The sequence below is a fragment of the Dechloromonas sp. ZS-1 genome (genome assembly GCF_039649255.1).
Classification (GTDB): domain Bacteria; phylum Pseudomonadota; class Gammaproteobacteria; order Burkholderiales; family Rhodocyclaceae; genus Azonexus.
Genome location: NZ_JBDIYD010000001.1, coordinates 132,223 through 148,402, shown reverse-complemented (window position 1 = coordinate 148,402; position 16,180 = coordinate 132,223). Strand labels below are relative to the sequence as shown.

Genomic DNA, 16,180 nt, shown 5'->3' with positions numbered 1-16,180 from the left:
GGGCCTTATCTGATTAAAAACATGAACATCGTCATTCTCGCTGCCGGCCAAGGCAAGCGCATGCATTCCAACCTTCCCAAGGTTTTGCACCCGGTTGCCGGCAAGGCGCTGGCCCAACATGTGATTGATACGGCGCGCAGCCTCAACCCGGAAAAACTGGTGGTGGTGTATGGCCACGGTGGCGATGTCGTCCGGTCGACCCTCGCCGCAGACGATATTTGCTGGGCCGAGCAGGCGCAGCAACTCGGCACCGGCCATGCCGTGGCGCAGGCCGTGCCGCAGTTGGGTCGTGCTGCCCAGACGCTGGTGCTCTACGGCGATGTGCCGCTGACCTCGGCCGCAACGCTGAAGCGCCTGCTGGCCGCCGGTGAAGGTGGCCTGGCCATCCTGACGGTCGACCTCGCCGATCCGACCGGTTATGGCCGGATCGTGCGCGATGCGGCAGGCCAGGTGCAGCGTATCGTCGAACAAAAGGACGCCAGCGAGGCCGAAAAGGCCATCCGTGAGATCAACACCGGCATCATGGCCGTGCCCACCGCCCGCCTGGGGGCATGGCTGGCCAGCCTGAAGAACGACAATGCCCAGGGCGAGTATTACCTGACCGACATCGTCAGCCTGGCGGTTGCCGAAGGCTTGCCGGTGCGCACCGCGCAGCCGGAAGGCGAGTGGGAAGTCCTCGGCGTGAACAGCAAGGTCCAGCTGGCCGAACTGGAGCGCCAGCATCAGCGCAATCTCGCCGATGGCCTGCTGGTTGCCGGGGTGCGTCTGGCCGATCCGGCCCGGATCGATATCCGGGGTGAATTGAAGCATGGCCGTGATGTCGCCATCGATGTCGGCTGTGTCTTCGAAGGCACGGTAGAATTGGGCGATGCGGTGGAAGTGGGTCCTTACTGTGTGCTGAAGAATGTGAAGGTTGGCGCCGGGACGCGCATTGCGGCCTTCTGTCATTTCGAGGATGCGGTGATCGGCCCGGATGGCATTCTCGGGCCGTATGCCCGCCTGCGTCCGGGGGCGGAGCTGGGGCCGGAAGTGCACATCGGCAACTTCGTCGAGGTCAAGAAGAGCAAGATCGGCGCGCAATCGAAGGCCAACCATCTGGCTTACATCGGCGATGCCGAGATCGGCCAGCGCGTGAATGTGGGGGCCGGCACCATCACCTGTAACTACGATGGCGTGAATAAGCACAAGACCATCATCGAGGACGACGCCTTCATCGGCTCCGATAGCCAGTTGGTCGCACCGGTGACGGTGGGACGCGGCGCCACCCTGGGGGCCGGTACGACGCTGACCAAGGATGCCCCGCCCGATGCGCTCACCGTCTCGCGTGCCAAGCAGCTGACCCTCAGCAGCTGGCAGCGCCCGGTCAAGATCAAGAAGTAATCATGGATATCTGGTTTACCGTTTTTGCCCTTGTGACGTCCGTGCTGCTGGCGGGCGGAGGGACGCTGATTCTGGTCGGCTATATCGGCACGGTGCCGGCGGCGCTCAGTTTTGGCTGGCGGACCGGCATCCCGGCGCTCCTGCTGCCGGTGGTCGGCCCGCTCTGGTTTGCTTTCACCCATGGGCCGGATTTCCGGCGTGCTGTCTGGCAACTGATCGGCGGCAGTGTCCTGCTGATCCTGGCCGGAGCCTTGCTGCTCGGCCTGGGTCCGCACTTTGCCGAGCAGATGGTGGCGGACGCGATCGAGGCGGCCAAAATGCGGTGAGGTTTCTCATGTAGTCCAACTGTTCAGGGAGAACATCATGTCCAAGTACACCACCGAGGCCCTACGCACCCTGGCATTGGTCGGCCACGGGGCGGCGGGTAAGACGAGTCTGGCCGAGGCCATGCTCCACGCCACGGGGGCCATTCAGGCCAAGGGCAGCGTCGATAAAGGTAACACCGTCTGCGACCATGATCCTCAGGAAAAAGAGGCCGGTCACTCCCTGAACAGCAGTCTTTTCAGCCTGGACACCGGCGCAACGCGCATTCATGCGGTCGACACTCCGGGCTACCCCGATTTCGCAGGCCCGGCCATCGCCGCCCTGGCCGGCGTCGACACCGCGCTCATCGTGATCAATGCCCAGACCGGGGTCGAGCTGATGACCGAGCGCATGATGCGCTACGCTGCCGAGCGCAAGCTGTGCCGGATGATCGTCATCAACAAGATCGACGCTGACAATCTCGATCTGCCCGGCCTGGTGGCCGATATCCGTGCCCGTTTCGGCAAGGCCTGCATGATTCTCGACCTGCCGACGCACGGGGGCGCCGAGGTCGTCGAGGTGCTCGATACCGCCAATGGCGAGGCCGATTTCGAGTCCATTGCCGCCGCGCATCGCGCCCTGATCGACCAGATCGTCGAAGAAGATGAAGACCTGCTCGCGCAATACCTGGAAGACGGTGCCGATCCCAGCCCGGCGGCCCTGCATGCGCCCTTTGAAAAAGCCCTGCGCGAAGGGCATCTGATTCCCATCCTGTTCACCTCGGCCAAAACCGGGGCCGGCATTCCGCAGCTGTTGCATGTGCTGGCGACGCTTGCGCCCAACCCGGCCGAAGGCAATCCGCCTGCGTTCTACAAGGGCGAGCCCGGTGGCAAGAGCGAACCCTTCCAGGCCGATCCGGATCCGGCCAAACATGTGCTGGCTCATGTTTTCAAGGTGGTGGCCGATCCCTACATGGGCAAGATCGGTGTCTTCCGCGTGCATCAGGGCACGGTGAAAAAGGACATGTCCCTTTTTGTCGGTGACGGCAAGCGCCCCTTCAAGGTCGGTCACCTGTACCGCCTGCAAGGCAAGGACACGGTCGAGGTCGATCAGCTGTTGCCGGGCGACATCGGTGCCGTGGCCAAGGTCGATGAAATCGACTTCGATTGCGTGCTGCACGACTCGCATGAGGAAGACCACATCCACCTCGTGCCCCTCGATTTCCCGAAGCCGATGGCCGGTCTGGCGGTCGAAACCCGGCGCAAGGGCGACGAGCAGCGCCTTTTCGATGTGCTCGGCAAGCTGGCGATGGAAGACCCGACCTTCATCATCGAACGGCATCCGAGCAGCAACGAAACCGTCGTGCGCGGTCTGGGCGAGATGCATCTGAAGGCCAAGCTGGCCCGCATGGCCAGTCAGTACAAGCTCGAAGTCGACACACGCCCGCCGCGCATCCCCTATCGCGAAACCATCACCCAGCCGGCCGAGGCGATGTTCCGGCACAAGAAGCAATCCGGCGGTGCCGGGCAATTCGGCGAAGTGCATCTGCGCATCGCGCCACGTGAGCGCGGGGCCGGTTTCGCCTTTGTCGATGCCGTGAAGGGCGGGGTCATTCCCGGCGTCTTCATGCCGGCGGTCGAAAAGGGGGTGCGGCAGGCGCTGGCCGATGGGGTGGTGGCGGGCTATCCGGTCGAGGATATCGAAGTTACTGTCTTTGACGGCAAGACCCATGCGGTCGACGGCAAGGAAGTGGCGTTTACCATCGCTGGCCGCAAGGCCGTGATCGAGGCCATCCGTAGTGCGAAACCGATTGTGCTGGAACCCATCGTGCAGATCGAAATCACCGTCCCTGAAGCGGCGATCGGTGACCTGACCGGCGATCTCGCCGGCCGGCGTGGCCATATCACCGGGACCGACGGACGCGGGCATGGCATGGCGGCGATCAGCGGGGAAGTCCCGCTGGCGGAACTGAACGACTACCAGTCCCGCCTGAAGTCGCTGACCGGCGGCCAGGGCAGTTACACGCTGGAGTTCGCCCGCTACGCCGCGGTGCCACCCAACGTGCAGCAGCAACTGGCGAGCAAGTTCCAGTTGCGGGATGAGGACGAATAAGGCCGAATCGGCCTGATTGCAAAGCGCCGGCATGACCGGCGCTTTTTTTGGCTTGTGTGCCTGCTCGGGACGTGCGGGCGTCTTTTATGTTCCGCGCAAATGCCCGCCGGATCTGACATCGCCGGGGGCGGACAGGGCCGGTCGCCATGAGGCGGCCCCGGCCCCTGATTTCATCGCGTGGTCGGCGTCAGCCAATCTCGGTAGCGCATGTCCTCGCCACGCACAGCCGCCAAATAGGCCTGCTGTATCCGGCGCGTGATCGGCCCGGGTTCGCCTTTGCCGATGCGCCGACGGTCGACCTCGATCACGGGCGTGATTTCAGCGGCGGTACCGGTCAGGAAAACTTCGTCCGCACAATACAGTTCATCACGCGTGATGCGTTTGCTGCGCACCGTCAGCCCGGCATCTGCTGCGAGGGTCATCACTGTCCGACGGGTGATGCCGTCGAGGGCCGACGTGGTTTCCGGCTGCAGCAGTTCCCCCTTGCTGACCATGAAGAGGTTTTCACTGCTGCCTTCGGCCACATAGCCTTCGGTATCCAGCAGCAGGGCTTCGTCATACCCGTCGCGGCGTGCTTCGCGCACCGCCAGAATGGAGTTGGCGTAGGTCGAGATGGCCTTGGCGCGGCACATCTGCACATTCGGATGATGCCGGGCGTAGGAGGCCACCCGGACGCGGATGCCGGTGTCCATGGCCTGATTGCCGAGATAGGCGCCCCAGTGCCAGGCCGCAATCATCAGATGCGAGGCGGCGCCTGCCGGGTCAACGCCCAGCTTTTCTGCGCCCAGGAAGAGCAGGGGGCGCAGGTAGGCGCTGTCGAGCCCGTTGCGGCGCACGGCCTCGATACAGGCTTCGGCCATCTCGGCGCGTGTGTAGGGCAGGTCGATGGCCAGGATATGGGCGGAGTCTTCCAGGCGACGCAGGTGCTCGTCCAGGCGGAAAATGGCCGGGCCGTGTGCGGTTGCATAGGCGCGGATACCTTCGAAACAACCGTAGCCGTAATGCAGGGTATGGGTCAGCACGTGCACTTTGGCATCGCGCCAGGGCAGCCATTGGCCATTCAGCCAGATAAAGCCGTCACGATCTTGCATGATGAATTTCCTCGAAACAGGGATGTTGACCGTCGGGCGGTCATCGCGATCGGGGCCGCAAGGGGTGTGCGGCATTGCGGGCTACAGGGGGAGACCGGGTAGGCGGGCCGGTAGCGGATGCAGGCGGTCAGGCTAGGATGCCGTCGAGGGAAAGGTGATTCAAACGAAACAGTATTGCTATAGGTGAATCAGTTTCATCCGAATTCGCTACTGTTTCGAGGTGGGACAGTGTTTTGGGCAGCGGCAGCTTGGTGCTGCCGGGGCATTGCACACACCCAGTAAGGGCGCGTCAGGGACGAACGTAGTGATAGCCCTGCATCTGGTACTCGACCAGTGCGGGCATGCCGGCTTCGGTGATGTTGGCTTCGCTGATGCCTTGCAACTCGCGGTGATCGAGGTTGCGATATTTCAGGCTGTTGTCACAGACCCGAATTTTCAGACCTTGGGCAACCAGTTTCTTCAGTGTGTCTTTGGTGCTGGGAACGCCTCCACCCTGTTGGATTGAAAATACGGCATCGCCATGAATGAGCAGGATGACGTCTGCCTGCTTGACCGTATTCAGGTGGTTGGTGATGTTGAGCAGGGTGCTGCGCTGAACGGCGACGTCCTGCGTATTCAGTTCATAGACGACTTTTTGGCCGGCGGAATAATGCTCGGTGTAGTGGGCGATGGGACGGTAATCAGCCTGCGCCGTGGCAGATAGCAGGGCGAGTGCCATCAGGGAAGCATACTTTTGCATGAAAATTCTCGAATAACAGGGTGGATGAAACAGCTCGAAGCGGTGGGCGTGATAATCCGCAGATGCCACGGGTCTCAGCCTGCATCGCGTCCGGCTCGCTGCAGCCAGCGAATGAAGGCCATGATGAGCGGCTTGTCCTGCACGGCGGGGGCGGCCACGATATAAAAGCTGCGGTCCGGGCAATCAGTGGCGAAGGGGCGGACCAGACGACCGCTGGCGAGTTCGGCTGCTGCGATGGTCGAGGTCATCAGGGCCACGCCGTGGCCGGCCGCTGCGGCGTCCAGCATCAGGGCCGCGTCGTCATACTGCGGGCCGTTGGCCGGCTCCGGACGTGGCAGGCCGGCGGCGGCAAACCAGCGCTGCCAGGAGAGCAAGGGATGGCGCAGCAGTCGCATCGCATCGAGATCGGCGGGGGTGTGCAGCGTGGCCGCCAGGGCCGGACTGCACACGGGGAAAACGCGCTCTTCAAACAGTTTCCAGGCGAGCAGGCCGGGCCATTCCTCCTCGCCGTAGCGCACGCCGAGATCGGCCTCGCCATTGAGGAGCGGCCCCAAACCCGTGGCGGTGCCGAGGTGGAAATCGATGTCGGGGTGCTGCATCTGATACGCCGCGACACGGCCGACCAGCCAGCGCCCGCCCAGTGCCGGCGCGGCGGAGATGCGCAGGCGGGCCTGTTCGGGCTGGCGCAGGCTGCTGCTGGCTTCGTCCAGCTTGAGCAGCGCCTCGCGGACAACGGCGAGATAACGTCGTCCGCTGGCCGTGAGGGTCACGGCACGATGTCGCCGCTCGAACAAGGGTTGGCCGAGATGGACTTCCAGCAGACGGATGCGATGACTGACCGCCGACGGCGTCAGATGCAGGGCCGTGGCCGCCGCCAGAAAACTGCCCAGGCGGGCTGCGGCTTCAAAAGCCGGCAGGGTGTGGAGCGGCGGCAGGTCGCGCATGGCCGGGGCGGGTAGTCGGTTTCAGGCCAATCCTTAGCGTCGACCGCCGAGAATCGAACCCAGCACGCCGCGCAGGATCTGCTTGCCGATTTCACGGCCCACGGTACCGGCCATGCCGCGCACGGCGCTCTTGGCCGCCGCCTCGATCACGCCTTCGCGCCGGCCGCCGCGCGGGCCGGTGCTGCCGGTCAGGATGTCGCCCAGGCCGCCGAAGAGGCCGCCGCCCTCGGCTTCGGGCTCGGCCTGCGGGGCCGGCTGGCGCGGGGCGGAGGGGGCCGGGGCGCCGGCATGGTTGCCCCAATCGTCCACGCTGGGCGTGCGCTTGCCTGCCGGGCTGGCCGGCGGCGGTGGCAGGGCGCCCGGTCGGGCCGGAGCCTTGGTCGCGGGCGCGGCCTGGCCGCGCAGGATTTCGAAGGCCGATTCACGGTCGACCGTCTGACCGTAGGTCTTGAGCAGGGGCGAGGCCTGGATCATGGCCTGGCGCTCTTCCGGCGTGAGCGGGCCGAGGCGGGAGGCCGGCGGGAAGATGACGCTCTTTTCGACGACGTTCGGGCGGCCCTTCTCGTCCAGGCAGGAGATCAGGGCTTCGCCGACGCCCAGTTCGGTGATGACGCTGGCCGCGTCGAACTTGGGATTGGCGCGCATGGTCTGGGCGGCGGCCTGCACGGCTTTCTGGTCGCGCGGAGTGAAGGCGCGCAGGGCGTGCTGGACGCGGTTGCCGAGCTGGCCGAGGATTTTCTCCGGCACGTCGAGCGGATTCTGCGTCACGAAATAGACGCCGACGCCCTTGGAGCGGATCAGGCGGACGACCTGCTCGACCTTGTCGACCAATGCGCCCGGCGCATCGCTGAAGAGCAGATGCGCTTCGTCGAAAAAGAAGACGAGCTTGGGTTTTTCCAGATCGCCGGCTTCCGGCAGTTGCTCGAAGAGTTCGGCCAACAGCCAGAGCAGGAAGGTGGCGTAGAGCGTGGGGGTATTGACCAGCTTTTCGGCAGCCAGGATGTTGATGACGCCGCGTCCGTGCTCGTCGGTGCGCATGAGGTCCTGGATGGCCAGCATGGGCTCGCCGAAGAACTGGTCGCCGCCCTGCTCTTCCAGCGACAGGAGGCCGCGCTGGATGGCGCCGATGGAGGCGGTCGACACATTGCCGTACTCGGTTTTGTACTGGCTGGCGTTGTCGCCGACGTGCTGGACCATGGCGCGCAGGTCCTTGAGGTCGAGGAGGAGCAGGCCCTCGTCGTCGGCGATCTTGAAGACCAGCTGCAGGACGCCGGTTTGCGTGTCGTTCAGGCCAAGCAGGCGGGCGAGCAGGAGCGGCCCCATGTCGGAGACGGTGGCGCGCACGGGCACGCCGTTGGTGCCGAAGACATCCCAGAACGCAACCGGATTGGCGAAGGGCGTGAAGCCATCCAGGCCCAGCTCCTTGATCCGGGCTTCCAGCTGGGGCGTCAGCTTGCCTTCCGCACCCATGCCGGAGAGGTCGCCTTTCACGTCGGCCATGAAGACCGGCACGCCGGCATAGGAGAGGCGCTCGGCAATCGATTGCAGGGTGACCGTCTTGCCTGTGCCCGTTGCCCCGGTGATCAGGCCGTGGCGGTTGGCCATCTGCGGCAGCAGGGCGGGAAAACCGTCTTCGGACTTGGCGAGATACAGCGGTTCGGACATGGCAGCGGGCTCCGGAAAGTAAGTATTCCGGCATTCTAGCAATGGCCCGGCGGCGCTTTGTGAAACTGCGTAAGGCACGATACGAAAGGGCGATCCCGAAGGATCGTGCGGGAAGGCGCGCCACGCGGTAAAATCCCGCCTTCTTTGTCTTTTTTGCAGGAAATCATCATGGCCGGACACTCCAAATGGGCCAACATCCAGCACCGTAAGGGCCGTCAGGACGAAAAGCGCGGCGCCGCTTTCTCCAAGATCGCCAAGGAAATTACCGTGGCCGCCAAGATGGGCGGCGGCGATGTCAGCTTCAACCCGCGCCTGCGTGTCGCGGTCGACAAGGGCAAGGCCGTCAATATGCCCAAGGACAAGATCGATACCGCGATCAAGAAGGGCACCGGCGAACTCGAAGGCGTCGATTACGTTGAAGTACGCTACGAAGGCTACGGTATCGGCGGCGCCGCCATCATGGTGGATTGCCTGACCGACAACAAAACCCGGACCGTGGCCGAAGTGCGTCATGCCTTCTCCAAGCACGGCGGCAACATGGGTACCGACGGTTGCGTGGCTTTCCAGTTCAAGCACTGCGGCCAGATGCTGTTTGCGCCGGGTACCGACGAAGGGGCGTTGATGGATGCCGCCATCGAGGCGGGTGCCGAGGACGTGGCGACGAACGACGACGGTTCGATTGAAGTGATCACCGCGCCGACCGAGTTCATCACCGTCAAGGATGCGCTGGAAGCGGCCGGCTTCAAGCCGGAATTCGCCGAAGTGACGATGAAGCCGGAAGGCGAAAACGTGTTCACCGGGGACGATGCCGTCAAGATGCAGAAACTGCTCGATGCGCTCGAAAACCTCGATGACGTGCAGGAAATCTACACCACGGCGGTGATCGAGGAGTAAGCGACACCGTGCCGCCGCTGCCGATCATCATCGACATTGAAGCGTCGGGGTTCGGCCGCGGCAGCTACCCGATCGAAGTCGGGTACTACACACCGGATCAGCGGTCGTATTGCACCCTGATCCGGCCCGAGCCGGACTGGACCCACTGGGACCCGTCGGCCGAGCAAATCCACGGCATCACGCGCGATCTGCTCCTCGATAAAGGGCGTCCGGCGGTCGACGTCTGCCTGGACCTCAATTCCGATCTGCGCGGCGAAACCCTTTATTGCGATGCCTGGGCTTACGACTATGTCTGGCTCAGCCGGCTTTACGACGCGGCGGAGATGAATCCGACCTTTCGCCTGAAAGACCTGCGCGAATTGCTGGCCGAGTGCGAACAGGCGCTCTGGCACGCCCAGCGTGCGGTTGTCGAGGAGCGGCTGGCCTTGCGCCGCCACCGGGCGAGCGGCGATGCGCGCACCCTGTTCGAAACTTTTTCCGATGTCAGCCGGCGCTGCAAGCCGGACTGGGCGGCCTGAGCCGATGCCGGCCCGAAGCGTGTCGCGGGTTTTACCCCGGTTTGCGTCGTTGACCGTCGGCCAACTGCCCGGCGGGCCGCTTGCGGCCGGAGGGCGCGCATGAGCAGTGTCCGTATCCTCGGCATCGACCCCGGCCTGCGCGTGACCGGCTTTGGCGTCATCGAAAAGGACGGCAACCAGCTGCGCTATGTGGCGAGCGGGTGCATCAAGTCCAACGACAAGGCTTCCCTGCCCACCCGTCTGGGGACGCTCTTCGCCGGGATCAGCGAAGTCATCGAGACCTATCGCCCGGATCAGTCCGCCGTGGAAATCGTCTTTGTGAACGTCAATCCGCAATCGACCCTGCTGCTCGGGCAGGCGCGGGGGGCGGCGGTGACGGCGCTGGTGCATGGTGGCTTGTCGGTGGCCGAATACACCGCCCTGCAGGTCAAACAGGCTGTGGTTGGGCATGGCAAGGCAGCCAAGCAGCAGGTGCAGGACATGGTGGTGCGTCTGCTGTCGCTCGCCGGTTCGCCCTCAAGTGATGCGGCGGATGCGCTTGCCTGCGCCATTTGCCACGCCCACGGCGGGCAAGGTCTGGGTGCATTGGCCACGGCGGGGTATCGCGTTCGGGGCGGCCGCCTGATACGATGATGACTGTTTGAACATACAGTATTCAGGGCCCCGATGATCGGACGACTGACCGGCGTGATCGCCGAAAAAAATCCGCCGCAGATCGTGCTCGACGTGAATGGCGTCGGTTACGAGCTCGACGTGCCGATGAGCACCTTCTACAACCTGCCTTCTGTCGGTGACAAGGCGACCCTGCTCTGCCACTTTGCCGTGCGCGAGGACGGGCATTACCTGTACGGCTTCCTGAGCGAATCGGAGCGTTTTGCCTTCCGGCAGTTGCTGAAAATTTCCGGGATCGGCGCCCGCACGGCGCTCTCCGTGCTCTCCGGCTTGTCCGTGGCTGATCTGGCGGCCGCCGTTGCGCGCCAGGAAGTGGGCCGCCTGATCAAGGTGCCGGGGATCGGCAAGAAGACGGCGGAACGCCTGCTCCTCGAACTCAAGGGCAAGCTGGCCGAAACCACGGGTGCAGCCCTGCCGGCGACGGTCGACGATGCCGCGCAGGACATTTTGAATGCCCTGCTCGCCCTCGGTTATAACGAGAAGGAAGCCGGCGGCGCCCTGAAGCAGTTGCCGGCGGGGGTGAGTACCTCGGATGGTATCCGCCAGGCCCTCAAACTGCTTTCCAAGGTCTGATCCACGCGCATGCTCGGCGAACAGAATCCCAAACGGCTGGCGCAGGTCGCGCTGGTGGTGCTGCTCATTGTCGGCTGCGTCGCCGTGCTCCTGCCTTTCATCGGCGCGGTGCTCTTCGCGCTGGTCATCTGGATTTGCACCTGGGATGTGTACGCCCGCCGGTTTTTGCCCTGTCTGGGCGGTCGACCGTCGGCCGGGGCCTCGCTGATGCTGCTTTTGCTGGTGCTCATCCTGTTGCTGCCGACGCTCTTTTTGGCCGGTTCGCTGGCCAGCGGGGCGGATCGCCTGATGGATTTTGTCCGTCCCTATTTCGAGCAGGGTTTGCCGGCCAATCCGCCGGCCTGGCTGGCCACCCTGCCGCTGGTGGGCAGCGAAATCGACAGTTTCTGGCACCAGATCGCCAGTAATCGCGAGGAGTTCAATGGCCTGATCCGCCAGTTGCTCGCTCCGGCGCGTTCCTTCCTGCTCGCGCTCGGCGGCATTCTCGCCAACGGCCTGTTGCAGATCGCCCTGGTGCTGTTCGTTTCATTTTTCCTGTTCCGCGACGGCGAGGCGCTGTCATCCGCACTCTATACCGCCGCCCGCAAGCTGGGTGGCGAACTGGGCGAAGGCATGGTCGACAAGGCCCAGGATACGGTCGTCGGCGTCATGCTTGGCATTGTCGGCACGGCGGCGGCTCAAGGCACCGTGGCCCTGCTCGGCTTCCTGATCGCCGGGGTGCCGGGGGCGGTGCTGCTCGGCTTTGCCACCTTCTTCCTGTCGATGATTCCGGTCGGTCCCCCGTTGATCTGGGGGGGCGCGGCGGCCTGGCTGTATAGCGAGGGGCAAACCGGCTGGGCGATTTTCATGGCCTTGTATGGCGCCTTCGTAATCAGCTCCATCGACAATTTCGTGAAGCCCATCCTGATGGCGCGCGGCGCCGGGCTGTCCATTTTGCTCATTGCCCTGGGCGTGCTCGGGGGCGTGCTCGTCTTCGGCTTCATCGGCATCTTCCTCGGCCCGGTCCTGCTGGCGCTCGGGCAGATGCTCTTCATCCGCTGGATTCGTGAGGAATCATGATCGAAACCGACAAGCTGGCCGCTGTTTCCCCGGTCGACCGCATCATCGCCCCGCAATCCAAGTCGGCGCAGGAAGAAGCGCTGGAACGGGCACTGCGCCCGAAGCGACTGGCCGATTACACCGGGCAGCAAAAAATCCGCGATCAGCTGGAAATTTTCATTCAGGCTGCCAAAAACCGGGGTGATTCGCTCGACCATGTCCTGCTCTTCGGCCCGCCGGGTCTGGGCAAGACGACGCTGGCCCACATCGTCGCCGCCGAAATGGGGGTGAACCTGCGCCAGACCTCCGGCCCGGTGCTCGAACGCGCGGGCGATCTGGCGGCCATCCTGACCAATCTCGAGCCGCATGATGTGCTGTTCATCGATGAAATCCATCGTCTGAGCCCCGTCGTCGAGGAAATCCTCTACCCGGCGCTGGAGGATTTCCAGATCGACATCATGATCGGCGAAGGGCCGGCCGCCCGTTCGGTCAAGCTCGACCTGCCACCATTTACGCTGGTCGGCGCGACGACGCGGGCCGGCATGCTGACCAATCCGCTGCGCGACCGCTTCGGGATCGTTGCCCGCCTCGAGTTTTACAACGCGCAGGAGTTGCAGAGCATCGTCAGCCGCTCGGCAACGCTGCTCGGTGCGCCGATCGACGCCGAAGGTGCGCTGGAAATCGCCAAACGCTCACGCGGCACGCCGCGGATCGCCAACCGCCTGCTCCGCCGCGTGCGCGACTACGCCGAAGTGAAGGGCGATGGCCGCATTCACCGCGAGATTGCCGACGCCGCCCTGCACATGCTCGATGTCGACCCGGCCGGGCTCGACCTGATGGACCGCAAGCTCCTCTCCGCCGTGATCGACAAGTTTGGCGGCGGGCCGGTCGGCGTCGACAACCTGGCCGCCGCCATCGGCGAGGCGCGTGACACCATCGAGGACGTGCTGGAGCCCTACCTCATCCAGCAGGGCTATCTGCAGCGCACCCTGCGCGGGCGCATCGCCACCCCGGCCATCTACCGCCACCTCGGGCTGGTCGTGCCGGATGGGGCAGGCGGCAGCGACGTGCGCTAGACCCGGAAGCTGGCCACCGAGGTTTTCAGTTGCGTGGCCAGGCTTTGCAACTGGTGGGCGTCGTCCACCACACCGCGAACCGCCGTGTGGTTTTCCTCGTTCATGATGGCAACCTGCTCGACGTTACGGGCAATGACTTCGCTTGCTGCAGATTGTTCGCGCAGGGCTTCGGAAATGTCGTGCACTGCTGATTGAACTTGTTGGGTGGCGCTGCTGATGCGGTGCATGGCCTCGCCGGCTTCGCCCGCTTGCTCGACGCTGCCATTGACTTTTTGCGCACCGTTTTCAATACCGGCAATCGCCTGGCCGGTGGTTTCCTGGATATCGGTAATCATGTGGCTGATTTCGTGTGTTGATGCACTGGTTCGCTCGGCCAGTTTGCGCACTTCATCCGCCACGACAGCGAATCCGCGCCCGGCTTCGCCTGCACGTGCTGCTTCGATGGCTGCGTTCAGAGCGAGCAAATTGGTCTGGTCCGCAATGTCCTTGATCACGTTGACGATATCGCTGATCTGGCGAGAGCCGGCTTCGAGTTTCTCAACTTGCCCGGCGGACTGATTAACCGCTTCTGCGCTACGTTGCATCTCGTCAACGGCACGCCCCATGCATTGGCTGCCGCTATCGGCCAGATCCCCCGCCCGTTCAGCCATGTTGTTGGCAGTTCCTGCACTGTCCGAGACATGGCGGATACTGACCGTGATTTGTTCCAGGGTCGCAGCAATGGCGGAGGTCGCATCATTTTGTTGAGAGACACCAGCCGAAACACGGTCCGCCATATCAACCAGATTGTTTGAAGCCGTATTCAGGGCGTTGGCTCCCTGATGGATGTGTGTGACGATCTCGGCAAGTCCTGTTTGCATCCGAGACATGGCGGCGATCAGGCTGGTCTGGTCACCGGGGCGGGTTGGAATCGGCTGAGTGAGATCTCCGGCTGCGATCCGCTGTGCCGCTGCTGCGGCATCGGTCGGCTCTCCGCCCAGGGGGAGAAGCACCATGCGGCGTAACATCATGAACATCATGCCGATCAGGATGACGCAGGCAATCAGGCCGCCAGCGAGCACGGCAATCGTCTGGCGATGGACAATCGCAGCAGCCTCGGCCTCCGGATACGCGGCCGTGATCTGGAACTGCCAGCCAGGAAAAGTCTCGCTGCGCACGACCCAGTCGCCTGGCGTCTTGATCCGTGTGCCAATATCGTTATCTGTAGTGTGTGCCGACCGAAAACGGACCTTGCCCTGTGCATCGGTGATCGCGAGCCACCCGCTCTCCAGCAGGCGGGCGGTGTCGATAGCCTGCTTGAGTGCGGCCATGTCGATCTTGTAGCCGACATACCAGATGCCGATGACACCACCATTGGCGTCGCGGATGGGTTCGTAACCTGTCATGAAGGGGTTGCCCAGAATATCCACGACCCCATAAAATGCTTCCCCTTTGCGAATGGCTGCGATGGCCTTTCCCTTCGGGTCGAGTAGCGTACCAACGGCGCGTTCGCCGTCACGCTTCACATTGGTCGAAATGCGGACAAAATCATCCCCTTGGCGGACAAAAAGGGTGGCAGTGCCGCCCATGAGTTTGACGACACCGTCGACCAGATCAAATTGATTCGCCTGCGCGTGTGTGCCGAGTACCAGATTGGGCACCTGTTTGTCGCGTACTGAAGTGAGCGGGCCGAGGCTGGCACTACCGTATGCTTTGCCCCGTTCCATCAGGAGCCGCATGGCGCTGCGGGTTTGTTCGCTGATCAGGGCGTCGGTCACGTTCAAAATCTGAATGGCCTCGTGCAGGTGCCGTTCTGTTTCCCGGCCGAGGTTGTCGTTGATGCGAGCGGCGCTGAGGGAGGCGAGGAACCAGGCGCATCCAAAGACAACCAGAATAATGAACGCGGAGACCGGGACGATGAAGCGGGCCTGCAGGCTATTCTTGACCATGGCGCAGATACTCCCTTGATTGTTGGCATTATTCTAATATCTGTTAAATCAAAGTCTGCGGTAAAGACTGCCTGTTTTGAGCAGGGAGCGCTTTTGCACAGCAACATCCCGTTACAGACCAATCCGCATCCCGCAAGGTAAAATCGCGGGATGAAACATGAGCAGAAGCCCAACGCCTTCACAATGCCGGTCCGTGTCTATTACGAAGACACCGATGCCGGGGGCGTGGTTTATTACGCGAATTACCTCAAGTTTTTCGAGCGTTGCCGCACCGAATGGATGCGCCAGGTCGGCCACGACCAGTCGGCGCTTGCCGCCGAGGCCGGCATCCTCTTCGTCGTGCGCAAGGCAGCCTGCGATTACCTGAAGCCGGCCCGTCTCGACGACCAGCTCAGTATCGGCCTGGAAGTCGAAAAACTGACCCGCGTCCGCGTGGTGTTCCGCCAGCATGCCCGCCGGGGCGACCAGGAACTGGTGACCGGCACCGTTGAAATCGCCTGCGTCGACCGTGATCGACTGACGCCGGCTCCGATCCCCGATTTTCTGTACGAGAAACTGGAAGCGCTGAAATGAATGTGACCCAGGACCTGTCCATCCTCCACCTGATCCTCGAGGCCTCGGCCGTCGTGCAGGCCGTCATGGCGCTGCTGGCCAGCGTCTCCTTCATGTCCTGGTACTACATTTTCATGAAGTGGTTTGCCGTGCGTCAGGCGCGCGAAAAGACCGAGGGCTTCGAGCGTGATTTCTGGTCTGGCGGCAATCTGACCAATCTGTACAACAGCGCGGTCAACGACCGCCACAACGCCGGTTCGATGGAGCGCATCTTCGAAGCCGGTTTCCGCGAATTCACCAAGCTCAAGGGCCAGAGCAACCTGGATCCGAAGGACATCGTCGATGGCGCCCGCCGCGCCATGCGCGCCACCTACCAGCGCGAGATGGATGCCCTCGAGTCGCACCTCGCCTTCCTGGCTTCGGTCGGCTCGGTCTCGCCTTACATCGGTCTCTTTGGCACCGTCTGGGGCATCATGCACGCCTTCCGCGGCCTCTCCAACGTCGGTCAGGCCACGCTGGCCTCGGTTGCCCCGGGTATCGCCGAAGCGCTGGTCGCCACCGCCATCGGCCTCTTCGCCGCCATCCCGGCCGTGCTCGCCTACAACCGCTTCTCCCATGACATCGACCGTCTGGCCGTGCGCTACGAGTCCTTCATGGAAGAGTTCTCCAACATCATCCAGCGCCAGATGCGGTAA

Annotated in this window: 16 protein-coding genes; 11 read left to right on the top strand and 5 right to left on the bottom strand. The window is 63.4% G+C overall.

What is annotated here, in order from left to right; all coding sequences use genetic code 11:
* Positions 1–21 precede the first annotated feature (21 nt).
* Genes glmU through fusA form a run of 3 tightly spaced genes read left to right on the top strand, consistent with a single transcriptional unit; the run spans position 22 to position 3,795 of the window.
* Positions 22–1,380, top strand: a complete 1,359-nt coding sequence (gene glmU, locus AACO21_RS00740; RefSeq protein WP_346190563.1) for a bifunctional UDP-N-acetylglucosamine diphosphorylase/glucosamine-1-phosphate N-acetyltransferase GlmU — start codon at positions 22–24, stop codon at positions 1,378–1,380.
* Positions 1,381–1,382: 2 nt separating this feature from the next.
* Entirely contained in the window at positions 1,383–1,706 is a 324-nt protein-coding gene (locus AACO21_RS00735) for a hypothetical protein (protein ID WP_346190562.1), read from the top strand.
* A 37-nt stretch (positions 1,707–1,743) separates the two neighbouring features.
* Entirely contained in the window at positions 1,744–3,795 is a 2,052-nt protein-coding gene (gene fusA / locus AACO21_RS00730; protein WP_346190561.1) for an elongation factor G, read from the top strand.
* Positions 3,796–3,965: 170 nt separating this feature from the next.
* Here the strand turns inward: fusA and AACO21_RS00725 are convergent, their stop codons facing one another.
* The 4 genes from AACO21_RS00725 to AACO21_RS00710 form a co-directional block, all read right to left on the bottom strand.
* On the bottom strand, positions 3,966–4,886 hold the full coding sequence (locus AACO21_RS00725) for a branched-chain amino acid transaminase (protein ID WP_346190560.1): 921 nt from the start codon (positions 4,884–4,886) through the stop codon (positions 3,966–3,968).
* A gap of 289 nt (positions 4,887–5,175) precedes the next feature.
* Positions 5,176–5,625, bottom strand: a complete 450-nt coding sequence (locus AACO21_RS00720) for a DsrE family protein (protein WP_346190559.1) — start codon at positions 5,623–5,625, stop codon at positions 5,176–5,178.
* 74 nt (positions 5,626–5,699) lie between these two features.
* Entirely contained in the window at positions 5,700–6,569 is an 870-nt protein-coding gene (locus AACO21_RS00715) for a LysR substrate-binding domain-containing protein (protein ID WP_346190558.1), read from the bottom strand.
* Between the two features lie 33 nt (positions 6,570–6,602).
* Positions 6,603–8,234, bottom strand: a complete 1,632-nt coding sequence (locus AACO21_RS00710) for a helicase HerA-like domain-containing protein (protein ID WP_346190557.1) — start codon at positions 8,232–8,234, stop codon at positions 6,603–6,605.
* 168 nt (positions 8,235–8,402) lie between these two features.
* Between AACO21_RS00710 and AACO21_RS00705 the strand changes: the two genes are divergently transcribed.
* From AACO21_RS00705 to ruvB, 6 genes are all read left to right on the top strand, one after another.
* Positions 8,403–9,128, top strand: coding sequence for a YebC/PmpR family DNA-binding transcriptional regulator (locus AACO21_RS00705; protein ID WP_346190556.1), 726 nt, complete (start codon positions 8,403–8,405; stop codon positions 9,126–9,128).
* A gap of 8 nt (positions 9,129–9,136) precedes the next feature.
* A complete protein-coding gene (locus AACO21_RS00700) occupies positions 9,137–9,646 on the top strand; it encodes a hypothetical protein (protein ID WP_346190555.1) in 510 nt (169 codons plus the stop codon).
* Positions 9,647–9,745: 99 nt separating this feature from the next.
* Positions 9,746–10,279, top strand: coding sequence for a crossover junction endodeoxyribonuclease RuvC (gene ruvC, locus AACO21_RS00695; protein WP_346190554.1), 534 nt, complete (start codon positions 9,746–9,748; stop codon positions 10,277–10,279).
* A gap of 33 nt (positions 10,280–10,312) precedes the next feature.
* Complete coding sequence (ruvA, locus tag AACO21_RS00690; RefSeq protein WP_346190553.1) at positions 10,313–10,891, top strand: Holliday junction branch migration protein RuvA; 579 nt, start codon at positions 10,313–10,315, stop codon at positions 10,889–10,891.
* Between the two features lie 9 nt (positions 10,892–10,900).
* Positions 10,901–11,950 carry an AI-2E family transporter gene (locus tag AACO21_RS00685; protein WP_346190552.1) on the top strand — a complete coding sequence of 350 codons (1,050 nt, stop codon included), beginning with the start codon at positions 10,901–10,903 and terminating at the stop codon, positions 11,948–11,950.
* Positions 11,947–13,005, top strand: a complete 1,059-nt coding sequence (ruvB, locus tag AACO21_RS00680) for a Holliday junction branch migration DNA helicase RuvB (protein ID WP_346190551.1) — start codon at positions 11,947–11,949, stop codon at positions 13,003–13,005. Before AACO21_RS00685 ends, ruvB begins: the two co-directional genes overlap by 4 nt.
* On the opposite strand, the gene AACO21_RS00675 is transcribed toward ruvB, so the two are convergent.
* Complete coding sequence (locus AACO21_RS00675; protein ID WP_346190550.1) at positions 13,002–14,933, bottom strand: methyl-accepting chemotaxis protein; 1,932 nt, start codon at positions 14,931–14,933, stop codon at positions 13,002–13,004. The two genes, ruvB and AACO21_RS00675, sit on opposite strands and share 4 nt — an antisense overlap.
* Before the next feature lie 150 nt (positions 14,934–15,083).
* On the opposite strand from AACO21_RS00675, the gene ybgC reads away from it, so the two are divergent.
* Together ybgC and tolQ are read left to right on the top strand one after the other, a co-directional pair.
* Complete coding sequence (gene ybgC / locus AACO21_RS00670) at positions 15,084–15,506, top strand: tol-pal system-associated acyl-CoA thioesterase (protein WP_346190549.1); 423 nt, start codon at positions 15,084–15,086, stop codon at positions 15,504–15,506.
* A complete protein-coding gene (tolQ, locus tag AACO21_RS00665) occupies positions 15,503–16,180 on the top strand; it encodes a protein TolQ (RefSeq protein WP_346190548.1) in 678 nt (225 codons plus the stop codon). The genes ybgC and tolQ overlap by 4 nt, the downstream gene beginning before the upstream one ends.

Bases quoted from the DNA above. Each gene is read 5' to 3' on its own strand.
- glmU (WP_346190563.1), top strand. From the start codon at position 22: ATGAACATCGTCATTCTCGCTGCCGGCCAAGGCAAGCGCATGCATTCC.
- AACO21_RS00675 (WP_346190550.1), bottom strand. From the start codon at position 14,933: ATGGTCAAGAATAGCCTGCAGGCCCGCTTCATCGTCCCGGTCTCCGCG.
- AACO21_RS00715 (WP_346190558.1), bottom strand. From the start codon at position 6,569: ATGCGCGACCTGCCGCCGCTCCACACCCTGCCGGCTTTTGAAGCCGCA.
- ruvA (WP_346190553.1), top strand. From the start codon at position 10,313: ATGATCGGACGACTGACCGGCGTGATCGCCGAAAAAAATCCGCCGCAG.
- AACO21_RS00685 (WP_346190552.1), top strand. From the start codon at position 10,901: ATGCTCGGCGAACAGAATCCCAAACGGCTGGCGCAGGTCGCGCTGGTG.
- AACO21_RS00710 (WP_346190557.1), bottom strand. From the start codon at position 8,234: ATGTCCGAACCGCTGTATCTCGCCAAGTCCGAAGACGGTTTTCCCGCC.
- ruvB (WP_346190551.1), top strand. From the start codon at position 11,947: ATGATCGAAACCGACAAGCTGGCCGCTGTTTCCCCGGTCGACCGCATC.
- ruvC (WP_346190554.1), top strand. From the start codon at position 9,746: ATGAGCAGTGTCCGTATCCTCGGCATCGACCCCGGCCTGCGCGTGACC.
- AACO21_RS00735 (WP_346190562.1), top strand. From the start codon at position 1,383: ATGGATATCTGGTTTACCGTTTTTGCCCTTGTGACGTCCGTGCTGCTG.
- AACO21_RS00725 (WP_346190560.1), bottom strand. From the start codon at position 4,886: ATGCAAGATCGTGACGGCTTTATCTGGCTGAATGGCCAATGGCTGCCC.
- fusA (WP_346190561.1), top strand. From the start codon at position 1,744: ATGTCCAAGTACACCACCGAGGCCCTACGCACCCTGGCATTGGTCGGC.
- AACO21_RS00705 (WP_346190556.1), top strand. From the start codon at position 8,403: ATGGCCGGACACTCCAAATGGGCCAACATCCAGCACCGTAAGGGCCGT.
- ybgC (WP_346190549.1), top strand. From the start codon at position 15,084: ATGAAACATGAGCAGAAGCCCAACGCCTTCACAATGCCGGTCCGTGTC.
- tolQ (WP_346190548.1), top strand. From the start codon at position 15,503: ATGAATGTGACCCAGGACCTGTCCATCCTCCACCTGATCCTCGAGGCC.
- AACO21_RS00720 (WP_346190559.1), bottom strand. From the start codon at position 5,625: ATGCAAAAGTATGCTTCCCTGATGGCACTCGCCCTGCTATCTGCCACG.